Origin of the sequence: Prevotella sp. P4-67 (assembly GCF_002251325.1) — a bacterium.
Classification (GTDB): Bacteria; Bacteroidota; Bacteroidia; order Bacteroidales; family Bacteroidaceae; genus Prevotella.
This window is the reverse complement of the sequence record NZ_NPJL01000011.1, coordinates 87,159-110,454: the sequence shown is the minus strand read 5'-3', so window position 1 is coordinate 110,454 and position 23,296 is coordinate 87,159. Positions and strand designations below refer to the sequence as shown.

The window sequence follows — 23,296 nt, the reverse complement described above, 5'->3', positions numbered from 1 at the left end:
TATATTGTTTTATTCTTGTTTACTTTTCTTGCAGATAATCTGGTTGTCAAATTCGAGATTGATGTACGAGTAGCGGTTCCATCCTGCCTGGGAGAGTCCGTACTTGTAGAATTTCTTGAGACGGTCCATCTTGTGACGGGTGAAGTCAGCTATCTGCTTCTGTCGTTCTCGTGGTGTCTTGGCCTCGGGCAGCTGACCTATATATATAATATGGTTGCCCACTCTGGGCACGAGCTCGATGCCGAGGTCGCTGAGGACGTTGATTTGTACTATCTGGTTCTTCCAGAAGTCGCTCGCCATGAGCGTCTGGACAAGATAGGCGATGTAGTTTCGGGCATACCACTGGTTGATGTTGCCCGTGGCGATGATGAGGTCGCTGGTGTAGTGGGAGTTGGGCATGATGCTGCACTTGTCGTCGATGTAGTAGTCGGTGCCGTTGTTGGCCTTGACTCTCACGATAGGCATCAACTGGCTGTAGGCTATGTTGACCTGTCCGTCCTGAGTGATGTAGCACTCGGCGGTCTTGACAAACGGGCTCGCCATGAGGCTTTCCTCTATCTGTCGTGTCCTAATCTGGGTGATGGGCTTTCCCAGCGGAAACAGGCCCTGCTTCTTCAGTCGGGCCTTGATTTCGTCGCTGCCTATGAAGCCGTCGGTCTTGGAGTCGGTAATCTGTATGTTGACCTTGGTACACCTGCGTCCCTTGTCGTCAAACTTGTTGAACGCGGTGAAGGCCATGAACAGATACACGCCCAAGGCGATATCTACCATGATGAGGAGTCCTCTCTTCCAGTTGAATCGTAGTCTTGCCACTCTTTACTTGTTGTCTATGATGTGAGCTATCTCGTCGGTATAGTTGTCCAGGTCGCCGGCGCCCAGGATGATAAGCACGTCGAAGTCGCGGCTCTTGACATAGTCTATCACGTCGTCCTTGCGGATGATGGCCTTCTCCACGCCAGGCTTGAGGTTGTCGTAGATGAGCTGGCTGGTGACGCCGGGAATGGGCTGCTCGCGGGCGGGGTAAATCTCGGTGAGTATTACCTCGTCGAGCTGGCTCAGCGCGTCGGCGAAGTCGCGGTAGAAGTCGCGGGTTCGGGTATAGAGATGGGGCTGGAAGATGGCCGTAATCTTGCGGTCTTTGTACAGCTCGCGCATACTCTTGGCGCTCTGGAATATCTCTTTGGGGTGGTGGGCATAGTCGGAGAGCACCACGTGGCGGCTGTTCTTCAGCCTGAAGTCAAAGCGGCGGTCCACACCTCCGTAGGTAGCCATGCCGTGACGCAGTTCGTCGGGGGTACATCCGTTGAGCTGGGCCATAGCCATGGCAGCCACGCCGTTCTCGATATTGATGGGGATGGGCTGGCCCAGCACGATGCCGTCGACGCGCTCTATGGGCGATACGAAGTCGAAGCTGATTTCGCCATTGTCTATCTTGATGTTCTCGGCATGGAAGTCGCCTTCGTTGAGGCTGTAGGTATAGACCTTCACGCCCTCCTGCACGTCGGCCTTCATCTCCAGACCGGTGTGGATGACGAGCGCTCCTCCGGGCTGGATGAGCGTGGTGTAGTGGCGGAAGCTCTCGAGATAGGCTTCCTTGGTGCCGTAGATGTCCAGATGGTCGGGGTCGGTGGCTGTGATGACGCTCATCCAGGGGCGTAGCCAGTGGAAACTGCGGTCAAACTCGTCAGCCTCAATCACGATGTAGTCACTCTCGCTGAGGATGTAGTTGGTGCCATAGTTCTTGGAGATTCCTCCGAGGAAGGCGTTGCAGTCTACGTGGCTCTCGTGCATGATGTGGGCACACATGGTGGATGTGGTGGTCTTGCCGTGGGTTCCGGCAAAGCACAGGCCCTTGTGGGTGCGGGTGAGGGTACCGAGCACCTGGGCGCGCTTCTCGATGGTGAAGCCGCCCTCACGGAAAAAGACCATCTCCTTGTGCTCGGCGGGGATGGCGGGAGTATAGATGACCAGACTGGTGGCTGTGTCGCGACACGGTTGGGGTATTAGGTCCGCGTTCTCTTCATAGTGGATGGCCATACCTTCACGTTCCAGCTGACGGGTCAGCTCTGAGGGGGTGCGGTCGTAACCTGCAACGGTCACGCCCTTGTGCAGGAAGTAGCGGGCGATGGCACTCATGCCTATGCCGCCGGCTCCTACGAAATATACAGACTTGATATCTTTCAGTTCCATAGTTATTGTCTTGTTGCTAATTTGATTACCTCGTCGGCAATGGTGTCGGCAGAGTTTTCTACGCCCAATGTGAGGATGTTGTCGTGGAGCGAGGCGAGTTTGTCCTGGTCCTTGACGGTCTCGATGGCCCGCTGGAGCAGTATCTCGGGAGCCTCGGCGTCCTTGACGAATATGGCGGCGTTGCGGTTTACCAGCGCCATGGCGTTGTGGGTCTGGTGGTCTTCGGCCACGTTGGGGCTGGGCACCAGGATGACAGGCTTGCCAATCAGGCAGAACTCGCTGATGGAGCTGGCGCCGGCTCGGCTTATCACGAGGTCGGCTGCCTTGTAGGCGGCACCCATGTCGCTGATGAAGTCGGTCACGTGGAGCATCGGCATCGGCTCTTCACCTTTCAGGCGTTGGGCGATGGCGTCGCTGTAGTACTTTCCGGTCTGCCAGATGAACTGCACGCCCGACTCTCTGACCATGTCCAGATGCTGGAGCACGCTCTCGTTGATGGTGCGGGCACCGAGGCTGCCGCCCACGAGCAGTATGGTCTTCTTGGCGGGGTCGAGGCCGAAACGCTCGATAGCCTCTTCGCGGCTGAGCGTGGTCTCAATGAGGTTCTGGCGCACGGGGTTGCCCGTGAGTATGATTTTGTCGGCGGGGAAGAAGCGGTCCATGTGTTCATAGGCCACGCATATCTTCTCGGCCTTCTTGGCCAGCAGACGGTTGGTCACTCCGGCATACGAGTTCTGCTCCTGGATGAGGCAGGGTATATGCTTGGCGGCACACATGTTAAGCGTGGGACCGCTGGCATAACCTCCTACGCCCACGGCTGCCATGGGGCGGAAATCGCGGATAATCTTCTTTGCCATGCGCTGGCTCTTCCATATCTTGAAGAGTACGGCAATGTTGCGCAGAGGGTGCTTGCGGTCGAATCCGCAGATAGGCAGGCCCTTTATCTCATAGCCTGCGGCAGGCACGCGCTGCATCTCCATGCGTCCCAGTGCACCCACAAAGAGTATCTTGGCATCGGGGCGCTTGGCCTTGATGCTGTTGGCTATCGAGATGGCGGGAAATATGTGTCCGCCGGTACCTCCTCCACTGATGATGATTCTCAGTTCGTCTTCCATTTTCGTTTCCGTTACTTTATTCAGGCAAAAATAGCTAAAATATTTTGATTTATGCGTGATTTATCCAAATATTTTTGGTTTCATCCATGATTTCTTTGTCTCCCGTGATGACTCCCAGTGTGAGGGTGCCCATCTCGGGGGGTAGCGTGGGGCTCAGACGGCGGCAGGCTGGGCGTTGGCAGCCGGCGTGCGCTTCTTCGCCGAACGGCTGATGCTCAGTATCACTCCGATGTAGACGCAGTTGATGACCGTCGAGGTTCCGCCTTTGCTGATGAGGGGTAGCGGCTGACCCGTGACGGGTGCCAGACCCACAGCCACACACATGTTGAACAGTGCCTGGGTCACCAGCATCAGCGCCAGGCCCATCGCGAGGAATGCGGGGAAGTTGTTCTCGCACTGGTTGGCTATCTTGGCGGTTCTGAAGAGCAGGATGATGTAGAGGAATGCCACACCTCCGGCTCCTATGATGCCCATCTCCTCGATGATGATGGCGTAGATGAAGTCAGAGAACGCCTGCGACAGGAAGTCGCGCTGCTCGGAGTTGCCCGGACCTTTGCCTATCACGTTCGACGAGGCTATGGCGATATTGGCATACGACACCTGCGCGTCCTTGTCCAGGTCTACCGAGTCTGGGGGTATATCCTTGGAGTTCATAAACTTGTCTATACGCGTCTTCCAGGTGTCGGCGCGCTTCAGGAACCACGGGCGCTTCTCAAACAGGCCGTCCTTGTCGTCGCCCACCACCGTCACGTTGTGTGCCGCCAGCAGCTTCTTCTCCTCATTGACGTCCTTGCCGAACGCCATGATGAAGAATATACCCGCCACGCCCAGCAGGGTGACCACTCCCAGCAGCTTGCCCAGCTGGGAGTAGGGCGTGCGGCCTATGAACATCATCATGACGATGACCAGGAACAGCAGTGCTGCCGTCGAGAGGTTCTCGCCACAGATGAGGGCCAATATTGCTATCGAGAGACCCATTACCCACTTGAAGGCGTTCTTGTCGGCGCCGTTGTCGGTCTGCAATACACTGTATATCTGTGCCGTGGCAAGCACCATGGTGCCCTTGGCAATCTCAGATGGCTGGAAACTCAGTCCGAAGATATTGAGCCAGCGGCTGCCGCCATTGATGTTCTGCCCAGCAGCCAGCACGGCGCCGAGCGTGATAATCGACACTATGAGCAGAAACGGCAACGCCACCTTGAAATAGCGGCACTGGATGTTGAGGGTGATAATCATGCAGAATATGCCCAGTATCAGCAGGAATATGTGCTTGAACATAGGGCTCAGATAGCTGCCGCCCTTGTACGCCAACTGCGACGAGGCAGAAAATACCTCGACGATACTGATGATACAGAGGAAGAAGAACACCATCCATATCACCTTGTCGCCTTTGAACAGTTTGCTTAAGGTGTTGTTTATCATCTATCTTGTTGTTATGACTGTCTTACTAACTGCTTGAACTGCTCGCCGCGGTCTTCCATGTTCTTGAACAGGTCGAAGCTGGCGCAGCAGGGACTCAGCAATACGGTGTCGCCCTCGGCGGCAAGCTCGTTGCAGGCAGCCACACAGTCTTTCATGCTGTGGGTGTCGCGTACGGGCAGTCCCAGTGAGTCGAACGCCTGGTGCAGCTTGGTGTTGTCGGCGCCGAGATAGACCAGAGCCTTACACTTCTCCTTCACCAGGTCGGTGAGGGTAGAGTAGTCGTTGCCCTTGTCCTTTCCGCCCACGATGAGTATGGTGGGGGTGGTCATGCTCTCCAGCGCATACCAGCAGGCATCGACGTTGGTGGCCTTGGAGTCGTTGATATACTGCACGCCATGCAGACGGCAGACTTTCTCCAGACGATGCTCCACGCCGGGGAAGTCGCTGAGACCCTGGCGTATCACCTCGGGGGCGACGCCAGCCAGATGGGTGGCAAGTCCTGCTGCCAAAGAGTTGTACATATTGTGTTTGCCAGTCAGACTCAGCTCCTCCTGCTTCATCTCCAGCCGTGTTGGCGCTGTGAGCACATACTCTCCGTCGGTGATATAGCCCTTGAGGGCGTCGCTCTTTTCCAGTCCGAAGGGGTAGAGCGTGGCTCCCACGGCAGTCTTGGTCAGTTCGTGCTGGATTACGGGGTCGTCGTTCCAGTAGATGAAGGCGTCGGCCTTGACCTGGTTCTGCGTGATGCGCATCTTGGCGTCGGCATAGTTCTCAAACTTGAACTCGTAGCGGTCCAGATGGTCGGGGGTGATGTTGAGCAGCACGGCGATGTCGGCGTGGAAGTCATACATGTTGTCGAGTTGGAAGCTGCTCAGCTCTATCACGTACCAGGCGTGCGGAGCCTCTGCCACCTGCAGAGCCAGGGAGTGGCCTATGTTGCCAGCCAGCCCCACGTCGTAGCCCGCCTTTTCCATGATGTGGTAGATGAGCGATGTGGTGGTGGTCTTGCCGTTGCTTCCGGTGATGCAGATCATGCGGGCGTCGGTATACCTGCCTGCAAACTCTATCTCGCTTATCACGGGAATGTTGCGAGCCATCACCTTCTGTATCATCGGGGCTTCCTTGGGTATGCCGGGGCTCTTTATTACCTCGTTGGCATTGAGTATCTTGTCTTCGCTATGGTGTCCTTCTTCCCATTCTATCCCGTGGCTGTCGAGCATGGCCTTGTAGTGGTCCTTGATGGCCGACATGTCAGACACAAAGACATCGAAGCCCTCTTTCTGAGCCAGGATAGCGGCGCCCACACCACTCTCGGCGGCGCCTAAGACAACAATTCTTTTCATTCTCTTGTTCCTATCTTATTTTTAATGTGATAATGGTAAGCGCGGCCAGTATGATGGTGACAATCCAGAAGCGCAGGGTAATCTTGGATTCATGCACCACGGTGTGCGGGCCCTTGATGACATAGCGGCAGTCGGCGTCGAGCTGGCTGTCCTGTGTGCGGAAGTTGTCGTGGATAGGTGTGCGGCGGAAGATGCGCTGCTTCACGCCACGGCGTTTGCCCATCTTGTAGTACCACACCTGCAGGATGACGCTGAGACTTTCCACAAAGAAGATGCCGCAAAGGATGGGCAGCAGCAGTTCCTTGTGGATGATGATGGCACACACGGCGATGATGCCGCCGATGGTGAGCGAGCCGGTATCACCCATGAAGACCTGGGCGGGATAGGCGTTGTACCAGAGGAAACCGATGAGGGCTCCCACAAAGGCGCACATGAACACCACCAGTTCCTGCGAGTCGGGAATATACATGATATTCAGGTAAGAGGCAAACTCTATATGCGAACTCACATAGGCGAGTATGCCCAACGCCACGCCAATGATGGCCGAGTTGCCGGCACACATGCCGTCCATGCCGTCGTTGAGGTTGGCACCGTTGCTCACTGCCGTCACCACGAGGATGGTCATGATGACAAAGAGTATCCATCCTGCCGCCGTCTTGTACTTGCCGCAGAACGACATGAGGTACGAGTAGTCCAGGTTGTGGCCCTTGACAAACGGGATGGTCGTCTTGAGCGACTTCTTGGCTTCGGTGCGGTGTTTCACCACCATCTCCTGCCCCTGGCGCTGTATCGAGAGGTTCTCATACATCTTCACGTCGGGCGAAGACCATAGCACCAGACCCACAATGAGGCCAATACCTATCTGGCCCACTATCTTGTATTTGCCCTTGAGGCCCTCCTTGTTGTGGTGGAATATCTTGATAAAGTCGTCCATACCTCCCAGGAAACCCAGCCATACGGTGGTGATAATCATCAGGATGAGGTAGATGTTGCGCAGACGGCCCAGCAGCAATACCGGTATGAGGATAGAGACGATGATGATGATGCCGCCCATCGAGGGCACGCCTATCTTCTTTACGCCAAACGGGTCTATCGAGGCGTCGCGCTGTGTCTCGGTTATCTGCTTGCTCTTGAGATATTTGATGAACTTCTCGCCAAACCAGGCCGAGATTACCAGCGACAGGATGAGCGCCAGCAGCGACCTGAATGAGATGTAGCCCCATATGTGCGACCCGCTGATGCCAAACTGTTCCAAGAATCTGAATAAATAGTACAACATGGCTCTTCTCCTTTTATTGGTTGTTGAAGATGTCGCGCAGCACCTCCTTGTCATCGAAGTGGTGCTTTACGCCCTTGATTTCCTGATAGTTCTCATGACCCTTGCCGGCAACGAGTATCACGTCGCCCTTCTCGGCCATCATGCAGGCGGTGCGTATGGCTTCCTTGCGGTCGGTGATGGCCAGCACGTTCTTGCGCTGCTGTGAGTTGAGGCCCGCCAGCATGTCGTTGATGATGTCCTGTGGGTCTTCAAATCTGGGGTTGTCGCTCGTGATGATGACCTTGTCGCTCTGGCGCACGGCTTCCTGTGCCATGAGCGGGCGCTTGCCCTTGTCGCGGTTGCCGCCGGCACCACATACGGTGATGACGTGGCCCTTCTTGTTGAGCACTTCGTGGATGGCGTTGAGCACATTGGCGAGGGCGTCGGGGGTGTGGGCATAGTCCACGATGGCGGTATATCCCTCGGGCGAGCGCACCGGGTCCAGACGACCGCTCACGCTGTGCAGCGTGCTCATCGTCACCAGTATGTCTTTGGCGTCCTTGCCCAGCATGCGGGCGGCGCCATAGACGGCGAGCAGGTTGCTCACGTTGAACTTGCCGATAAACTGCACGCCCACTTCCTGTCCGTCTATCTCCAGATACATGCCCTCGAAGTGGCACTCCAGTATGCGGGCTCTGAAGTCTGCCATCTGTCGTATCGAGTAGGTCTTCACCTGGGCCTTGCAGTTCTGCACCATTACCATGCCGTTCTTGTCGTCGGCGTTGGTGATGGCAAATGCCGACTTGGGCAGGCCATCAAAGAAGGCCTTCTTGGCGTCGCGGTAGTTTTCAAAGGTCTTGTGGTAGTCCAGATGGTCGCGGGTGAGGTTGGTGAATATGCCTCCGACAAACTTGAGTCCGCCGATGCGCTTCTGGGCGATGGCGTGCGACGAGCATTCCATAAACGCATATTCGCAGCCAGCCTCTACCATGCGCGCCAGCAGTGCGTTGAGCTCTATGGGGTCGGGTGTGGTGTGGTCGGCGGCTATTGCCTCGTCCTCGATATAGTTGCAGACGGTAGAGAGCAGACCGCAACGGTGCCCCATCTTACGGAACATATTATATAATAAGGTGGCGATGGTCGTTTTGCCATTGGTGCCGGTCACGCCCACCAGTTTGAGTTTCTTGGACGGCTCTCCGTAGAAGACGGTGGCCACGCGGCCCACGGCGTCTTCGGTCGAGTCTACCTGTATATAGGTCACACCCTCGCAGAGTTGGTCTGGCATTTCTTCGCAGAGTACGGCCACGGCGCCCTGGTCTATGGCTTTGCCGATAAACTTGTGGCCGTCTACCTGAGTGCCACGCAGGGCCACAAAGAGGTGGCCTTTGGTTATGCGGCGTGAGTCGATGTTCACTCCGGTAATCTCAACCTCGCTGTCGCCTGCGACTTGCAGAGGCTTGATGTTCTTGAGAAGTTCGTGTAGCTTCATAATATATATATATGTGTATTACGTTTATTCCAATATCAGATGACATCGCTGTCCCTTCACGGCTCTCAGCCCTGGCTGCAGACTCTGTCTGCACACCTTGCCGCGGCCTTTGAGGGTCACCTTGATGCCTCGGCTCTCCATGAGATAGACGGCGTCGCGGGCGCCCATGCCCTTGACATCGGGCACCTCGTTGGCGGGAGTCATCGCCACGCGGTTCAGCGTCACCGAGTGGCGGTTGCGCGGGCCTGTGCCCCCCACGGGCTTCTGGCTGTCATTCCACGGCTGGCCTTGAGTCCTCACTCCCAACGAGTGCAGCACGTTGCCCGCCGAGTTGATGTTGCCTGCTTTCACGTCGGGCACCATGATGCTATGCTCGTCTTTGGCGTCGCGCACATCCATCTTCAGGTTCTGCGCCATAATGCCCTCCGCAATCTCACGGAATGCTATTGCGCTGAAACCGCTGGATGCAGGCAGACCCTTTTTCTGTATACATACGATACAACTGTACCGTGGCGCGTCAGCGGGGAAGTATCCCACAAAACTCAGCAGGTATTTCATCGTGCCGTTTCTGTAGCTTCCGCCCTGTGCCACCTGTGCCGTACCGGTCTTTCCGGCTATCTTGAAGGCTTTGGAGCCTGCTTTCTTTGCCGTACCTTTTGACACCACGTGCTCCAGCATGGCCTGCACCTTGCCCAAGGTGCGCTGGCTGCATATCTTCTCATGGCCGGGCACCGCCATTGCAGGGAATGTCATGAGCATCTCGCCGTTCTTGCTGATGCCGGTGACAAAGCGCGGATACATCATGCGGCCGCCGTTGGCTATGGCGTTGTAGAACGCCAGGGTGGATATCGGCGGTATCTGGGTCTCATATCCTATGCTCATCCACGCCAGCGATGTCTTGCTCCAATTGAGCCACTGGCCGCGCGCGTTCTTCTTGGGCATGCGTACTCGGGCAGGAGCGTAACCGTTGAGGGGCAGTTTGAAGTCGGTGGTGATACCTGTGCGGTAGACGCCTTCGACAAACTTCTCAGGGTTTTTGCCGTAGTAGTCTTCCACGATACGGCTGACGCCGATATTCGAGCTCACCTCCAGCGAGCGTGCCATGGTGATGGTGCCATATCCGTTGTGGCGCCAGTTGTGGTCGCGCATGGGTCGTCCGTGCATGTCGTAGATACCGTTGCCGGTCTCCACCACGCGGCTGGTGTCGCACATGCCGTCCTCGAGTACGGTCATCAGCGACACGGTTTTGAACACCGAGCCCGGCTCCATAAGGTCGCTGATGGCGTGGTTCTTCATCTCGTAGAGCTTGCCGTCGGCGCCGCGCTCCATGTTGACGATGGCTTTGATGTCGCCCGTCTTGACTTCCATGACGATAGCCACACCCACCAGTCCGTTTACATCTTTGTCGTTGAGCTGCCCTATGACGGCACGCTCAGCCAGGTCCTGCATGTTCACATCGATGGTGGTCACGATGTCGGCACCATCGGTGGGCGGCGTGTCGGTGATGTCCAGATACTTGTTGAGCACCTTGCGGCGGTGTATGATGCCGTTCTTGCCACGCAGCAGACTGTCGTAGAACTGTTCCAGTCCGTTCTTGGCTTCGTCTTTGCCGGCGTAGAGGGTGCCCAGGGTGCGCTCGGCGAGCGACCCGTAGGGGTGCTGGCGCGAGTCAAAATTCTCGCAGTAGAAACCGCCGGTGTAGCCGCGCAGACGGAACATAGGCAGCTGCTTAGCCTCGCAGTAGGTATTGTAGTCCACGCGCCCGTCATAGATAGACCAGCGGCGGCTCTGCTTTTCCTTGCCCTTCTGCAGATAGCGGCGATATTCAGCTTTGCTGCGGTTGGGGAACATACGGCTCAGCCCCTCGCTGATGGAGTCGACCTTAGTATCCCAGAGCGAGTCGTTGCCGGCTTCGTGTATGGCCTTGAAGTCGATGAATAGTCGGTATTCGGGCAGCGAACTTGCCATAATCTCGCCATTGCAGCTCAGTATGTTGCCGCGGATGGCCTTCACCGCCACGCTGTCTTTCTTCACGCGGCTTGCCACTTCCATCCAGTATGCGCGCTTGGCGCTCATGATGTAGCCGGCCTTGGCGACGACAATCACTGCCAGCAGGGTCATCATGGTGGCCAGGAAGTAGTATCTCGGCATTACCTTTTTGTTGTCAAACTTGCTCATTTCTCTGGAACATTGATTAAGTAGGGTGGCTGGTTGGACATGTGCAGCGTGCTGTCTTTACATGCCTTGAGCTGTTCGAGCACGCGGCTTTCGCGGCTCATCTCGATAAATCTGTTGTTGGTAGTCTGCGCCTTGTAGCGGGCATCCTTCAGTTCGGTCTGCAACTTGTCGATTTCTATCAGACTGCGCTGACAGCTGTATCTGTTGGAGATATAGATGACGATAAACAGCACGATGAGCAGCAGCAGCCATATCTGGCGGCGTATGGTCGAGGTGTTGAGGATGTCGCCACCCACAATCTTGCTGAAGGTGAGCGCACCCGATAGCGGGGTGTCTTCGTCGGCCACCTGTTTCTTGATGGCTTCGGTCAGCGTAGGCTGGCGCTCGGCCAGTTCCTCTGTGCTGGCGGGCTTGTCTGCCGTGGGCTGCTTTATGTCTTTGTCTTCGTCTGTCATTTCTTTTCTGCTATTCTTAGTTTGGCGCTTCGGCTGCGTGGGTTGCGTTGCTGTTCTTCGTCGGTGGGCACGATGACCTTGTTGTTTACCAGCCTGTAGGGCGTCTCGATGCGTCCGTAGAAGTCCTGTATCATCTTGCCCTCGGCATTGCCCGTCTTCATCACGTTCTTTACGATGCGGTCTTCCAGCGAGTGGTAGGTGATGACCGAGAGTCTGCCGCTGGGAGCCAGCAGTTGGGTGGCAGCGGCGAGCATTTCCTTGAGGGCTTCCATCTCATGGTTCACCTCGATGCGCAGAGCCTGGAAGAGTCGCGCCATGTCCTTCTTCTCGCGCTCGCGTTTGAAGAAAGGCTCCACCACATGCAGGAAGTCCTGCGTGGTGGCTATTGCGTGCTGCTGGCGTGCCTTGACCAGCGCCGAGGCAATGCGGCGCGAGTTCTTGAGTTCGCCGTAGAGGTAGAAGATGTCAGCCAGCGCCTCTTCGTCATACTCTGCCACGATGTCAGCGGCGGTCTTGTCGGCGCGCTTGTTCATGCGCATGTCCAAGGGGGCGTCGAAGCGGAAGGAGAAGCCGCGGCTCTCGTCGTCGAAGTGGTGCGACGACACGCCGAGGTCGGCTAGCAGACCGTCGATGTGGTCTATCTCGTAGTAGCGCATCCAGTTCTTCAGGTATCTGAAGTTGCTGCGTACGAAGGTGAAACGGTCGTCGTCTACGATGTTGCGTTCGGCATCGGCGTCCTGGTCGAAGCTGAAGAGGCGCGAGCCCTGGGGGAGCCGGCGCAGTATCTCGCGCGAATGGCCGCCACCGCCGAAGGTCACGTCGATGTACACGCCGTCGGGGTGCAGGTTGAGACCGTTTATGCTTTCGTCGAGCAATACGGGTACGTGGTATGTGTCGATTGTTGTCATTGTCGCTGGGTGTTAGCCGTTAGTGTCGGTATCGCCGGGAGTGGTCATGAGGTCCTCCAACTGTTGCGCAAAGGCGTCGGCGTCCATGAAGGCGCCGTTGGCAGTGTCGGCGTTCCATATTTCGATGGTGTCGTCCATGCCTATAAACCTCACTGCGCTCTCTATATTGGCCATCTTCATATACCGGCGTGGTATCAGGAAACGGCCGTTGCCGTCGAGCGTGAGCTGCTCTACATCAGAGACAAACTGGCGGAAGAGCTGCTGGTGCTGGGCGTTCCATCGGTTGAGGCGCGAGCGCAGCAGGTTGAGCTGCTCGTCCCAGACCGACTGGGGATAGAGCACCAGACAGGGCTGGAAGATGTCTTTGCGCAGCACCAGACCCTCTTCGGCTGCTGTCTGCAGCAGCTTCCTGAAAGCCGAGGGCAGGAACACGCGTCCCTTGGCGTCGGTCTTGGCTTCTATGTTTCCTACAAATCGCATGCGTACCTCTTTTATATATGAATTCGATTTCGTGGTCAAAGATACAACTATTTCCCCACACTGCACCACTTTTCTCCACTTTTTTTTCATTTTTCTTCAAAAACTTGACATGGCGGTTTGCAGGCGCCGTCCTTACCGATGGCGCGGGCGGGGTTAACGGGTGCCGGTTTTTGGGCCACTTTGTCCGTATTTTCCTGCCTTTTCGCGACTATTTGTCAATCATTTTTAGATTTATCACACATTTTATGTCTTTTTTTAGCGTAATTGGAAAAGAAGTATTATTTTTGCACTACCTTAGAAGTTATGAAATAAAACCTCATGGTGGCAAAGACCATAGATATAGACAAGATTCTGGCAGGCAAGATGGGGAAGAGAGCCCGTCTGGTGCCCCGCTTTCTCGTGGCATGGCTCAAGCGGCTGGTACACGAAGACCAGGTCAACCAGTTCCTTGATGACCACAGTCATCTTGAGGGAGTGGAGTGGCTCGAGGCTTGTGTCAAGTACCTCGATATGACCCTCGAGATAGAGGGAATGGAGAACCTGCCCGACAAGAACGACGGCCGGCTCTACACCTTTGTGTCCAACCATCCCCTCGGTGGTCAGGACGGCGTGGCGTTGGGCGCCATCATCGGTCGTCACTACGATGGCAACTTCCGCTATCTCGTCAATGACCTCTTGCTCAATCTGCCAGGACTCAAGCCACTGTGTATAGGTATCAACAAGACTGGCCGACAGAGCCGTAACTTCCCCGCTATGGTCGAGGCAGGCTTCAAGAGCGACAAGCACATGCTCATGTTCCCCGCCGGACTCAACAGCCGCAAGCGCGCCGATGGCTCCATCCACGATTTGCCGTGGAAGAAGACGTTTGTCACCAAGAGCGTGGAGTGCCACCGCGATGTGGTGCCCATCTTCTTCGGCGGCCGCAATTCCGAGCGGTTCTACCGCATCGCCAAGTTCAGCGACAAGTATCTGCCCTTCAATCTTGCCATGCTTTTCCTCGTCGACGAGATGTATCGCAATGTGGGTAAGAAGTTCAGGGTGGTCATCGGCAAACCCATACCATGGCAGACGTTCGACAAGAGCAAAACTCCGATGGAATGGGCGAATTTTGTAGAAGAAAAGGTTTACGAGCTATAGATAAAGAAGTAATTATGGAACAGGAAATTATCCAACCCGTCAGTAGGGAACTGCTCAAGGGAGAGCTTACGCCCGAACGCCGTATGCGTATGACCAACAAGAGCCATAACGAGATTTATGTCGTTACGGCACAGGAAGCGCCCAACGTGATGCTCGAGATAGGGCGTCTGCGCGAAGAGGCTTTCCGAACCGCCGGAGGTGGTACGGGCAAGTCGGCAGATATCGACGAGTTTGATACCATGGAGAATGGCTGCAGGCAGTTGATAGTATGGAATCCTGAAAAGGAAGAAATCATTGGTGGCTATCGCTATCTGATAGGTACCGATTGGAAGATAGACGACAAGGGACAGCCTGTGCTTGCCACGAGTCACATGTTCCACTTCTCCGAGAAGTTTATGACCCAGTACGCACCCTACACCGTAGAGCTGGGGCGTTCGTTTGTGTCGCTCGGCTACCAGAATGTGCGCAAAAACACCAAGAGCATCTTCGCCCTCGACAACCTCTGGGACGGCCTTGGCGCCCTCACCGTGCTCTATCCCAACCTCAAGTATTTCTTCGGTAAGGTTACGATGTATCCCAGCTATATCCGTCGCGGCAGAGATATGATTCTCTACTTCTTGCGCAAGCATTTTGATGACAAGGAGCACCTCATTGTACCGATGAAACCGCTGGTTATTGAGACTCCCGATGACGAACTGGCCAAGATATTCTGCCATGATGACTTCAAGGAAGACTACCGCGTGCTCAACCGTGAGATACGCAACCTGGGGTACAACATCCCGCCGCTCGTCAATGCCTATATGAACCTCAGTCCCACGATGAAGCTCTTCGGAACCGCCATCAACTATGGCTTCGGTGATGTCGAGGAGACGGGCATCCTGATTGCCATCGACGAGATACTCGAGGAGAAGCGCATACGCCACATCGACAGTTTTATCGCCGAGCACCCCGAGGCGCTGCAGCTCACCAGCGGAGCCAACAAGGTGATATACAAGGACGGCAGCAAGTAGGCGCCGCCCTGCATCCTGCCGCCACCCGCCGCCATGCCGATGACGCTACCCGTGGGCGAGGCAGAGAGCAACCCCATAATGATTGCCGTAATGGACGCCAAGTCCATTACGGCAATTGTCGTTTTGGTGCGTATGGGGATGGCTGCGACGCCCCCCCACCATCTTCACGCCCGCCGCCAGACTCTCCTCGACACTGTCCACCGCTGCGCAGCCAAAGGTTGCCGACTTCATCCTCATATTCACCGCCAATCCCTTGAAAATCATAATTATTACGTGGCTAAACATTTTTAACCAAAATAATTGTGACCCATTCTGCAATAGTCCTTATCTTTGCCAAAAATAGCGTGTGGGCCTGCCTGCCAGACGCAGTGTGCCATAGACTGTTGGCCACGGCTTGCGCCCGTCCCGCCACAAGCGCCCCGCAGATGGTACGGCAGCAGATGACCGACCGATACATCACCGTAATAATACCGATAACTTTAATCATGACCATTATGAAACCGACAAGATTAGCGCTTATGTTGCTCGTAACAATGGCAACATCCACGTTTGTGGCTTGTAGTGATGATGAAGAGAGAGGCGAAATAGAGCCTATCCGAGTAGAACTTAATCAGGTGACGCAGACCGATTTCGCGGCGTGCAGCAATGGGTTTGCCAACGACTTGCTGGCTGTGCTTGCCGCCCAACCGTCTGCAGCCAAAGGCAACGTGGTGGTGTCGCCCATCAGCATGCAGTATCTGCTGAGCATGATGGCCAACACGGCAAGCGTCGAGGCCCAGGCAGAGGTGTTCGACGCCCTCGGACTCAACAACTACACCCTGGCTGAGACCAACCAGCACAGCAAGGAACTGCTGACGCGCCTGCAGCAGGACGACAAGTATGTCAAGTTGGCGCTCGCCAACAGTATATGGGCCGATGATGACCTGTACATCTCGTCCGAAGACGTGGCAAACATCGAGGACAACTACAATGCAGATTTCGTAGTCCACGACTTTGGCAACAAGGCCGACGAGGCCAAGCAGCTTATCGACAAGTGGGCAAGCGAGAAGACCCACGGCCTAATCAATAGCCTCAGCCTGAAGCCAAGCTCATCGACAGCCATTGTCCTGGCCAATGCCACCTATTTCAATGGCAAATGGTCGCAGCCTTTTAATGGCAGAAACACTTATCAGGGCGTCTTCCACAACGAGAACGGCACCACATCAAAGGTGGATATGATGCAGGCGTCGGTAGATGCCAAGGTATATGTAGACGGCGATGTCTCGGTAGCCGAACTCACCTATGGTCGCGGCTATTACAGCATGATGATAGTGATGCCCAAGGACATTGGACAGCAGATAACCGACAAGACCGACTGGTGGGGCTTGCACAACAAGCTGGTAAGCGCCACGATAGACATACGTCTGCCCAAGTTCAAGGTGCAGAATGAGTTCCAGGATATCGTGAAGGTCTGCCAACAACTGGGCATCAACAAGCTGTTTGATGTGCAAAGCAATGGAGTGTGCTATGTCAACATGGGGCAGAGCGCGATGATAGATGTCGATGAAAACGGTACCAAGGCTGCGGCAGTAAGCTACGCTGAAGGTTTGTACACGTCGGATAAGCCCACCGAGCCCATCAAGTTCGACCACCCCTTTGTCTATGCCATCCGTGAGAATACCACGGGAACCATCCTCTTTATAGGCAAGGTGGGGCAGCTGTAAGACATCGAGGGCGCATTCGCATCTCGTACGGATGTCGCTGTCGCGGCTGCTGCAGCGATGATGATTGGGCTGACAGCCAGTGTCTTCACCCGCTTGCTGACCATGATTGGCGGCTCGTGCCTATTGATACGAGGGTTCGTGCCTTATGGTACGTGGCTGCGTGACGGAAGGCACGAGCCCACGTATCATAAGTTACGAACCCGCCAGGATATGCTCCAGACTCGCCAAGGGGGCTGCGGCGGTGCTGTCGATGGTCGCGGCGCCGCTATAGATAAACAGCAAGGGGGAACCGGTCATTGCCGGTTCCCCCTTGCTGTGCTGTGTGGCGTGTCAGATGATGGGCAGCGAGATGCCGTTAATCTTCTGGTAGATGTCCAAGGCATAGATGTCGGTCATGCCGCTGATATAGTCGATGACAGCCATGAGCCGTGTCTCCAGGTCCTCGCTCTGTATGTCGTACTGGCTGCTGAAGCGCTTGATAAGTTGCTTGGAATGAAACTTCTCGGGACTCACGGCAGCGCTCACGAGGTCGCGCATCAGCGTCTCCATAATCTTGTAACCCGACAACTCCACGTCGAGCACTATCTTGCTTTGATATATTCTCTCTTTAGATACCTGCGTGCATCGCTTGTAGGCGTTGCGGGGCCGCTCGGAGATGGCTTTGATGAGGCTGCCCTCAAATGTGCCAGCCAGTATCTGGCTCTCGTGGTCTACAAAGGCATGCACGCACTCGTTTTCGAGCAGTCCCACGACACACGCCCTCATATACACCACCTTCTCGTTGACATCGGTCACCCCGTCTTCCTCCACCCGCTGCAGGATGCTGGCGCGGGTGTCGCTGTCGAAGAAGCCCAAGAGCAGGTCTTCGGTCTCCTGATAGGTGAGCAGCTTGAGCTTGTGGGCGTCTTCGATGTCCATAATCTCATAGCAGATGTCGTCGGCAGCCTCCATGAGGTATACCAGCGGGTGGCGGGCATAGCGCAGCGGCTCGCCGTCGGCAGAGAGGCGCGCGATACCCAGCTCGTCGGCAATCTTGCGGTAGGAGTCTTCCTCGGGGGCGAAAAAACCGAACTTGCCATGCCCTCCGGCTTCAGACGAGGCAAAGGGATATTTGACGATGCTCGCCAGGGTGGAGTAGGTCATGACAAACCCGCCCTCGCGCCTGCCGTGGAAGCGGTGGGTAAGGATGCGGAAGGCATTGGCGTTGCCCTCAAAGTGGGTGATGTCGTCCCAGAAGCGGTCGCTCACCCGGGTGCGCAGCTCCTGGCCCTCGCCCTCGGTGAAGAAGGCTTGTATGGCTTTCTCGCCACTGTGGCCGAAGGGCGGGTTGCCCAGGTCGTGCGCCAGTCCGGCAGTCTGGACGATGGTGCCAATCTCCTCGAAGAGCGTGCCCCTCAGTTCGGGATGGCGCTCGGTGAGGATGCGTGCCACGTCGTCGCCGAGCGACTTGCCGAGCGACGAGACTTCGAGCGAGTGGGTCAGACGGTTGTGGACGAAGATGCTGCCGGGCAGGGGGAACACCTGCGTCTTGTTCTGCAGACGCCTGAAGGGCGCCGAGTAAATGAGACGGTCGCTGTCGCGCTTGAACTCCGAGCGGTCGTCATGCCGCTCGTGCCGCGTCTCCTGTCCGAGACGCTTGTTGGAGATAAGTTGTTGCCAATTCATAGCCACAAAAGTAGTGGAAAAAACCCTAATTATATTCTTTTATCATAAAAAAGTGAATAATGTGGTCAGAATTAGTTATTTTTGCATGAAAAATCAAATCAGCATGACTATGCTTAACGTCAAAGTAATCAACAAGGGGCACCAGCCCCTGCCCGCGTATGCCACCAGCCAGAGTGCTGGCATGGACCTGCGCGCCAACATCGACGAGTCGATAGTACTTCATCCCATGGAGCGCCGCCTGGTTCCCACCGGGCTCCATATAGCCCTGCCGCAAGGCTTCGAAGCCCAGATACGCCCTCGCAGCGGACTGGCACTGAAGCACGGCATCACCGTGCTCAATACCCCCGGTACCATCGATGCCGACTATCGTGGCGAACTGATGGTGCTGCTCATCAACTTCTCTGATACCGACTTTGTCATCAACGACGGCGAGCGCATCGCCCAGATGGTGGTGGCGCGCCATGAGCAGATAGAGTTCCAGCTCGTCGACGAGCTCGACGATACCGAGCGCGGTGCCGGCGGTTATGGTCATACGGGGGGGAAATAACCTGCAGACGATGATGAAAATCAACTATCGCTATATCCTGATAGCTGCGGTGCTGCTGGTGGCGCTGCTGTCGCTGCCCACCCAGGCCAAGCGCAAGAAGGTGGCCGTGGCGGCTGCTCCCATCCTCTCTGCCCAGGACCAGCGCCGCATGGACAGTCTCTTCCTCGAGTCGGTCTGCGAGCGCCTCAAGGGCAACGATTCCATCGCACGCAGCCTGCTCGAAGAGTGCCGTGACCTCAACCCCTACGCCGCAGAGCCCTACTTCTTTCTCGCCAAATACTATGCCGACGACGGCAATGACTCGCTGGTTCAGGCTTATCTCGAGAAGACCGTCAGTCTGCGCCCCGACAACCAGACTTACCTCGAGACACTCGCCCTGAGTTACTACCGCAACAACGAGCTGGACAAGGCTGCGGCGGTGTATGAGAGTCTGGCGCGCAAGAACCGCGGCCGCACCGACCTGCTGCAGATTCTGCTCGGTATCTATGACAAGCAGAAAGCCTATGACCGCATGATAGACTGCCTGGACCGCCTGGAGCAGATAGAGGGCAGCGGCGAAGACATCACGCTGAGCAAGGTGAGCATCTACGGACTCAAAGGCGAGCGCAAGAAAGCTCTGGCGTCGCTCAAGCAGCTCGTGGCAGAGCATCCCTATGACATCAACTATCAGGTGATGATGGGCAACTGGCTCATGCAGAACGGCGGAGAGAGCGAGGCACTCAAGATATTCACCGAAGCCCTCGCCAAGGAGCCTGGCAACGCCAATGTGCTCAGCTCGATGTATGACTATTACAAGTCGGTGGGTCAGAACGACCTTGCCGACAACTGCCTGAAGAGCATCCTGGACAACCCCAAGACCGAAGACAAGACCCGCCTCACCATGATGAAAGCCTTCATCCAGGACAATGAAGCGCGTGGCGACGACAGTACCCGCGTGATAGCTCTCTTTGACCAGCAGGAGAAGCTGGGTGTCTATGATGCTACCCTGGCAGAACTCCGGCTGGCATACCTCAACCTCAAGAAATTTCCCGAAGCCGAGGTGCGTAAGGCGCGTACCCGCCTGCTCAGCCTCGAGCCCGACAACGGCTCCGTGAGGTTTGAACTCATACAGTCGTATTGGAAAGAACAGAACTGGGAGGAGGTCATAAAACTCAGCAAAGAGGGCACCGAGTACAACCCCGATGAACTCGCGTTCTACTACTTCCTCGGCCTCTCTTGTTACCAGAATGAGCGCAACGACGAAGCACTCAGCGCGCTGCGCCGGGGTGTGGCGCTTGCCGACGACAAGAGCAACAAGGACATCGTCAGTGACTTCTACTCGATGATGGGCAATATCCTGCACGACCAGAACAAGGAGCAGGAAGCCTTTGAGGCCTTCGACAACTGTCTGAAGTGGAAGGACGACAACATAGAGTGTCTCAACAACTATGCCTACTATCTCAGCGAGAAGGACACGGCTCTCAACAAGGCTGCGCAGATGAGCCAGAAGACCATCAAGGCCGAACCCAAGAACCCCACTTTCCTCGATACCTACGCCTGGATACTCTACCGTCAGGACCGTTATGCCGAGGCGCGCATCTATATCGACCAGGCGCTTGCCAACGACAGCGACTCGGTCCAGAGTGGTGTGGTGCTCGAACACGCTGGTGATATCTACTTCCGCAATGGTCTCACCGATGAGGCTGTGGGCTACTGGCAGCGTGCGGTTAAGGCTGGCGGTGGCAGTGAGCTGCTCCCCAAGAAGATAAAGTACAGAAAGATAATTGAAGATGGTGACCGGAAGAAGCAAGATGGCGTCAAGCAGAAGCAGAACGGTGACCGGAAGAATCAGGATAATGACAAGAAGAAACAAGATGGAAACAAGAAGAACAATCCATAACGCCACGCTCTTTGCCGTGGCTCTCGTGCTGGCATCGTGTGGTGCCAAGAAGACAGTGATGACCGGCGGCTCGGCGCAGACTCAGGCTGCCATGAAGAAGAGCGACGCCGTGAGCCCCTCGTTGCATTTCGTGCAGCAGGTGAGCGATCAGCGGCTCTACCAGAAGAACATTGTGGGCGACATGAGCTTCAGCATCAAGGCGGGAAGCATCAACCAGACGCTGCCGGGCCAGTTGCGCATGCGCAAGGATGAGGTAATCCGTCTGCAGGTGATGATACCGCTCATCCAGACCGAGGTGGGCCGCGTGGAGTTTACCCCCGACTATGTGCTCGTCATCGACCGTCTGCACAAAGAGTATATCAAGGCCGAGTACAGCCAGTTGGGCTTCCTCAAGGACAATGGCCTCGACTTCTACAGTCTGCAGTCGCTCTTCTGGAACGAACTCCTGCTGCCCGGAACGCAGAAGGTTGGCGAGGGAGACCTTGACAAGTTTACTGCCGAGATTGACGCCCTGGGCGACGAGGTTCCCGTGACGCTCAAGGCGGGCAAGCTCAACTTCAAGTGGAACGCCCGCCGCGCCGACCATCATATCCTCTCGGCGCTGGTGACCTATCTCGGCTCTGCCCACGGCACCTCGAGTCTCGCCTGGAACTACGGCGACTTCAAGGCAGTAGGCGCCAAGATGTTCCCAGCCTCCCAGTCGTTTACCTTCACCACCAATGCCGGCGGCAAGACCCAGCAGGCCACTGTCAGCCTGCGCATGAACAGCGTGCGCACCGACTCAGACTGGCAGGCGCTCACCACGCCGTCTGCCAAGTATAAGAAGGTGGAGGCCCATGATGTGTTTGACAAATTACTCAATATGCGATGAGACGTATTCTGATAGTATTGATGGCAATGGTGCTGACCCTCCCTCTGACCGCGCAGAAGAAGACGACGGCCACGAGGCAGAGCAAGCAGCGCACCACCGCCAAGACCACAACCAAGCGCAAGTCCCAGGCGACGACGACCAGGCGCAAGACCAAGACCAAAGCCTCTGCATCCAAGAACGCCAAACCCACCACCATCAAGGGCTTGCGCAATGAGCGCGCCGCCGTGCAGCGCCGCATCAGGCAGCAGGAGCAGGCGCTCAGAGCCAACAAGGCCAACGTGTCCAAGCGCCTCAAGGACCTCATGCTCATCAACAGCGAGATAGGGGAGAAGCAGAAGTCTATCGACGGCATCCAGAAGGACATCACAGCCCTCGACGACAACATCAGCATCCTCAAGTCGCAGCTCGCCACCCTCCAGAGCCAGCTCGATGACCGTCGCCAGCGATATATCAAGTCGATACGCTACATGGCAAGGCATCGCAGCGTGCAGGACAAGATGATGTTTGTCTTCTCGGCACAGAGTTTCGCGCAGATGTATCGTCGTATGCGCTTTGTCAAGGAATACGCCGCGTACCAGAAGGTGCAGGGCGATATGCTCAAGGTCAAGCAGCAGCAGGTCAACGAAAAGCATAAGCAGCTGGAGGACGCCCGCGGACACAAGCACCAGCTCCTCAGTCGCGATGTGCAAGCCCGCACCGAGCTCGAGGGCAAGCAGAGCGAGCAGCAGAATATCGTGAAAGGACTGCAGCGCCAGCAGAAGACCATACAGTCTATCATAGACGAGCAGAAGAAGAAAAATCAGGTGCTCAACGCGCAGATTGACCGTCTTGTGGCTATCGAGGTGGCCAAGGCGAAAGCCCGCGCCGAGGCAGAGGCCAAGCGCAAGGCTGCTGCTGCCGCTGCCGCCAAACGCAAAGCCGAAGAACTGGCTCGCCGAAAGGCTGCCGCCGAGGCTGAAGCACGTGAAAACCAGCGCCGCATCGAAGAGGCACGCAAGCGCGAACAGCAGTTGCGTGCCGAGGCAGAAGCCCGACGCGGAAAGGGTGAAGCTGAAGAGCGCGCCCGACAAGCTATGCGCGAAGCCACAGCCAATCGCGAGGCTGCCGAGCGCAAGGCGCGTGCCGACGAAGCCCGCAGCCGCAAGGAGATAGCTGCCGCCAAGCGCGAGGTGAGCAATGCCGAGTCGATGTCGTCGGTAGACCGCATGATGAGTGGTGGCTTTGAGGCCAACAAGGGTCGCCTGCCTATGCCTATCACCGGCAGCTACAAGGTGGTGAGCCACTTCGGCCAGTACGCCGTCGAAGGCCTCAAGGGCGTGACGCTCGACAACAAGGGCATCAACATCCTGGGCCGCCCCGGAGCCGTAGCCCGCAGCATCTACGATGGCGAGGTGAGTGCCGTCTTCGGTTGGGAGGGCAGCATGTTTGTCATGGTGCGCCATGGAGCCTACATCTCCGTCTATTGCAACCTGAGTTCGGTGAGCGTGAGCAAGGGACAGAAAGTCTCTACGCGTCAGGCGCTCGGCAATGTAGGCCCCGACCATATCCTCCAGTTCCAGCTGCGTCGCGGAACGACCAAACTCAACCCTGAAACATGGCTCGGCCGTTAGCGCCGCTATCTATATATCTATCGCAAAGAGCGCGCC

At 56.3% G+C, this 23,296-nt stretch carries 21 protein-coding genes; 7 read left to right on the top strand and 14 right to left on the bottom strand.

What is annotated here, in order from left to right:
• Nucleotides 1–9: 9 nt before the first annotated feature.
• The 11 genes from CIK92_RS01435 to mraZ form a co-directional block, all read right to left on the bottom strand.
• Nucleotides 10–813, bottom strand: a complete 804-nt coding sequence (locus CIK92_RS01435; protein WP_371593928.1) for a cell division protein FtsQ — start codon at nt 811–813, stop codon at nt 10–12.
• 3 nt (nt 814–816) lie between these two features.
• Nucleotides 817–2,190 carry a UDP-N-acetylmuramate--L-alanine ligase gene (murC, locus tag CIK92_RS01430; RefSeq protein ID WP_094387912.1) on the bottom strand — a complete coding sequence of 458 codons (1,374 nt, stop codon included), beginning with the start codon at nt 2,188–2,190 and terminating at the stop codon, nt 817–819.
• 2 nt (nt 2,191–2,192) lie between these two features.
• On the bottom strand, nt 2,193–3,305 hold the full coding sequence (gene murG / locus CIK92_RS01425; protein ID WP_022310666.1) for an undecaprenyldiphospho-muramoylpentapeptide beta-N-acetylglucosaminyltransferase: 1,113 nt from the start codon (nt 3,303–3,305) through the stop codon (nt 2,193–2,195).
• A 153-nt stretch (nt 3,306–3,458) separates the two neighbouring features.
• A complete protein-coding gene (locus tag CIK92_RS01420; RefSeq protein WP_094387911.1) occupies nt 3,459–4,727 on the bottom strand; it encodes an FtsW/RodA/SpoVE family cell cycle protein in 1,269 nt (422 codons plus the stop codon).
• Nucleotides 4,728–4,738: 11 nt separating this feature from the next.
• On the bottom strand, nt 4,739–6,070 hold the full coding sequence (gene murD, locus CIK92_RS01415; RefSeq protein ID WP_094387910.1) for a UDP-N-acetylmuramoyl-L-alanine--D-glutamate ligase: 1,332 nt from the start codon (nt 6,068–6,070) through the stop codon (nt 4,739–4,741).
• A 10-nt stretch (nt 6,071–6,080) separates the two neighbouring features.
• Nucleotides 6,081–7,349 (bottom strand): phospho-N-acetylmuramoyl-pentapeptide-transferase, encoded by a 1,269-nt coding sequence (mraY, locus tag CIK92_RS01410; RefSeq protein WP_094387277.1) that lies wholly within the window; start codon nt 7,347–7,349, stop codon nt 6,081–6,083.
• A 13-nt stretch (nt 7,350–7,362) separates the two neighbouring features.
• The gene (locus CIK92_RS01405; protein WP_094387909.1) at nt 7,363–8,817 is read right to left on the bottom strand and encodes a UDP-N-acetylmuramoyl-L-alanyl-D-glutamate--2,6-diaminopimelate ligase; all 1,455 of its coding nucleotides are present in this window, start codon (nt 8,815–8,817) and stop codon (nt 7,363–7,365) included.
• Between the two features lie 24 nt (nt 8,818–8,841).
• The gene (locus CIK92_RS01400) at nt 8,842–10,995 is read right to left on the bottom strand and encodes a penicillin-binding protein (RefSeq protein ID WP_094387908.1); all 2,154 of its coding nucleotides are present in this window, start codon (nt 10,993–10,995) and stop codon (nt 8,842–8,844) included.
• Entirely contained in the window at nt 10,992–11,450 is a 459-nt protein-coding gene (locus CIK92_RS01395) for an FtsL-like putative cell division protein (protein ID WP_094387907.1), read from the bottom strand. The genes CIK92_RS01400 and CIK92_RS01395 overlap by 4 nt, the downstream gene beginning before the upstream one ends.
• A complete protein-coding gene (gene rsmH, locus CIK92_RS01390) occupies nt 11,447–12,358 on the bottom strand; it encodes a 16S rRNA (cytosine(1402)-N(4))-methyltransferase RsmH (RefSeq protein ID WP_094387906.1) in 912 nt (303 codons plus the stop codon). The genes CIK92_RS01395 and rsmH overlap by 4 nt, the downstream gene beginning before the upstream one ends.
• A gap of 12 nt (nt 12,359–12,370) precedes the next feature.
• Complete coding sequence (mraZ, locus tag CIK92_RS01385; RefSeq protein WP_094387274.1) at nt 12,371–12,838, bottom strand: division/cell wall cluster transcriptional repressor MraZ; 468 nt, start codon at nt 12,836–12,838, stop codon at nt 12,371–12,373.
• Between the two features lie 318 nt (nt 12,839–13,156).
• Between mraZ and CIK92_RS01380 the strand changes: the two genes are divergently transcribed.
• Nucleotides 13,157–13,975, top strand: coding sequence for a glycerol acyltransferase (locus tag CIK92_RS01380; RefSeq protein ID WP_094387905.1), 819 nt, complete (start codon nt 13,157–13,159; stop codon nt 13,973–13,975).
• 14 nt (nt 13,976–13,989) lie between these two features.
• Nucleotides 13,990–14,985, top strand: coding sequence for a GNAT family N-acetyltransferase (locus CIK92_RS01375; RefSeq protein WP_094387904.1), 996 nt, complete (start codon nt 13,990–13,992; stop codon nt 14,983–14,985).
• 45 nt (nt 14,986–15,030) lie between these two features.
• On the opposite strand, the gene CIK92_RS01370 is transcribed toward CIK92_RS01375, so the two are convergent.
• Nucleotides 15,031–15,249, bottom strand: a complete 219-nt coding sequence (locus tag CIK92_RS01370) for a hypothetical protein (RefSeq protein WP_022310677.1) — start codon at nt 15,247–15,249, stop codon at nt 15,031–15,033.
• A 13-nt stretch (nt 15,250–15,262) separates the two neighbouring features.
• A complete protein-coding gene (locus CIK92_RS13620) occupies nt 15,263–15,472 on the bottom strand; it encodes a hypothetical protein (protein ID WP_158214702.1) in 210 nt (69 codons plus the stop codon).
• 7 nt (nt 15,473–15,479) lie between these two features.
• Here CIK92_RS13620 and CIK92_RS01365 point away from each other — a divergent pair, with 7 nt between their 5' ends.
• Nucleotides 15,480–16,688 (top strand): serpin family protein, encoded by a 1,209-nt coding sequence (locus CIK92_RS01365; RefSeq protein WP_158214701.1) that lies wholly within the window; start codon nt 15,480–15,482, stop codon nt 16,686–16,688.
• Nucleotides 16,689–17,018: 330 nt separating this feature from the next.
• On the opposite strand, the gene dgt is transcribed toward CIK92_RS01365, so the two are convergent.
• Nucleotides 17,019–18,353, bottom strand: coding sequence for a dGTP triphosphohydrolase (gene dgt, locus CIK92_RS01360; RefSeq protein ID WP_094387901.1), 1,335 nt, complete (start codon nt 18,351–18,353; stop codon nt 17,019–17,021).
• A 109-nt stretch (nt 18,354–18,462) separates the two neighbouring features.
• Here dgt and dut point away from each other — a divergent pair, with 109 nt between their 5' ends.
• Genes dut through CIK92_RS01340 form a run of 4 tightly spaced genes read left to right on the top strand, consistent with a single transcriptional unit; the run spans nt 18,463 to nt 23,260 of the window.
• A complete protein-coding gene (gene dut, locus CIK92_RS01355) occupies nt 18,463–18,900 on the top strand; it encodes a dUTP diphosphatase (RefSeq protein ID WP_094387952.1) in 438 nt (145 codons plus the stop codon).
• On the top strand, nt 18,878–20,779 hold the full coding sequence (locus tag CIK92_RS01350; protein ID WP_144289290.1) for a tetratricopeptide repeat protein: 1,902 nt from the start codon (nt 18,878–18,880) through the stop codon (nt 20,777–20,779). Before dut ends, CIK92_RS01350 begins: the two co-directional genes overlap by 23 nt.
• Nucleotides 20,754–21,650: a DUF4292 domain-containing protein gene (locus tag CIK92_RS01345; RefSeq protein ID WP_094387899.1), complete on the top strand. Its 897-nt coding sequence runs from the start codon at nt 20,754–20,756 to the stop codon at nt 21,648–21,650. Before CIK92_RS01350 ends, CIK92_RS01345 begins: the two co-directional genes overlap by 26 nt.
• A complete protein-coding gene (locus CIK92_RS01340; protein ID WP_094387898.1) occupies nt 21,647–23,260 on the top strand; it encodes a peptidoglycan DD-metalloendopeptidase family protein in 1,614 nt (537 codons plus the stop codon). The genes CIK92_RS01345 and CIK92_RS01340 overlap by 4 nt, the downstream gene beginning before the upstream one ends.
• The last annotated feature ends 36 nt before the right edge of the window (nt 23,261–23,296 follow it).

Bases quoted from the DNA above. Each gene is read 5' to 3' on its own strand.
- murC (WP_094387912.1), bottom strand. From the start codon at position 2,190: ATGGAACTGAAAGATATCAAGTCTGTATATTTCGTAGGAGCCGGCGGC.
- murG (WP_022310666.1), bottom strand. From the start codon at position 3,305: ATGGAAGACGAACTGAGAATCATCATCAGTGGAGGAGGTACCGGCGGA.
- CIK92_RS01420 (WP_094387911.1), bottom strand. From the start codon at position 4,727: ATGATAAACAACACCTTAAGCAAACTGTTCAAAGGCGACAAGGTGATA.
- murD (WP_094387910.1), bottom strand. From the start codon at position 6,070: ATGAAAAGAATTGTTGTCTTAGGCGCCGCCGAGAGTGGTGTGGGCGCC.
- mraY (WP_094387277.1), bottom strand. From the start codon at position 7,349: ATGTTGTACTATTTATTCAGATTCTTGGAACAGTTTGGCATCAGCGGG.
- CIK92_RS01405 (WP_094387909.1), bottom strand. From the start codon at position 8,817: ATGAAGCTACACGAACTTCTCAAGAACATCAAGCCTCTGCAAGTCGCA.
- CIK92_RS01400 (WP_094387908.1), bottom strand. From the start codon at position 10,995: ATGAGCAAGTTTGACAACAAAAAGGTAATGCCGAGATACTACTTCCTG.
- CIK92_RS01395 (WP_094387907.1), bottom strand. From the start codon at position 11,450: ATGACAGACGAAGACAAAGACATAAAGCAGCCCACGGCAGACAAGCCC.
- rsmH (WP_094387906.1), bottom strand. From the start codon at position 12,358: ATGACAACAATCGACACATACCACGTACCCGTATTGCTCGACGAAAGC.
- mraZ (WP_094387274.1), bottom strand. From the start codon at position 12,838: ATGCGATTTGTAGGAAACATAGAAGCCAAGACCGACGCCAAGGGACGC.
- CIK92_RS01380 (WP_094387905.1), top strand. From the start codon at position 13,157: ATGGTGGCAAAGACCATAGATATAGACAAGATTCTGGCAGGCAAGATG.
- CIK92_RS01375 (WP_094387904.1), top strand. From the start codon at position 13,990: ATGGAACAGGAAATTATCCAACCCGTCAGTAGGGAACTGCTCAAGGGA.
- CIK92_RS01370 (WP_022310677.1), bottom strand. From the start codon at position 15,249: ATGATTTTCAAGGGATTGGCGGTGAATATGAGGATGAAGTCGGCAACC.
- CIK92_RS13620 (WP_158214702.1), bottom strand. From the start codon at position 15,472: ATGATTAAAGTTATCGGTATTATTACGGTGATGTATCGGTCGGTCATC.
- CIK92_RS01365 (WP_158214701.1), top strand. From the start codon at position 15,480: ATGAAACCGACAAGATTAGCGCTTATGTTGCTCGTAACAATGGCAACA.
- dgt (WP_094387901.1), bottom strand. From the start codon at position 18,353: ATGAATTGGCAACAACTTATCTCCAACAAGCGTCTCGGACAGGAGACG.
- dut (WP_094387952.1), top strand. From the start codon at position 18,463: ATGCTTAACGTCAAAGTAATCAACAAGGGGCACCAGCCCCTGCCCGCG.
- CIK92_RS01350 (WP_144289290.1), top strand. From the start codon at position 18,878: ATGGTCATACGGGGGGGAAATAACCTGCAGACGATGATGAAAATCAAC.
- CIK92_RS01345 (WP_094387899.1), top strand. From the start codon at position 20,754: ATGGAAACAAGAAGAACAATCCATAACGCCACGCTCTTTGCCGTGGCT.
- CIK92_RS01340 (WP_094387898.1), top strand. From the start codon at position 21,647: ATGAGACGTATTCTGATAGTATTGATGGCAATGGTGCTGACCCTCCCT.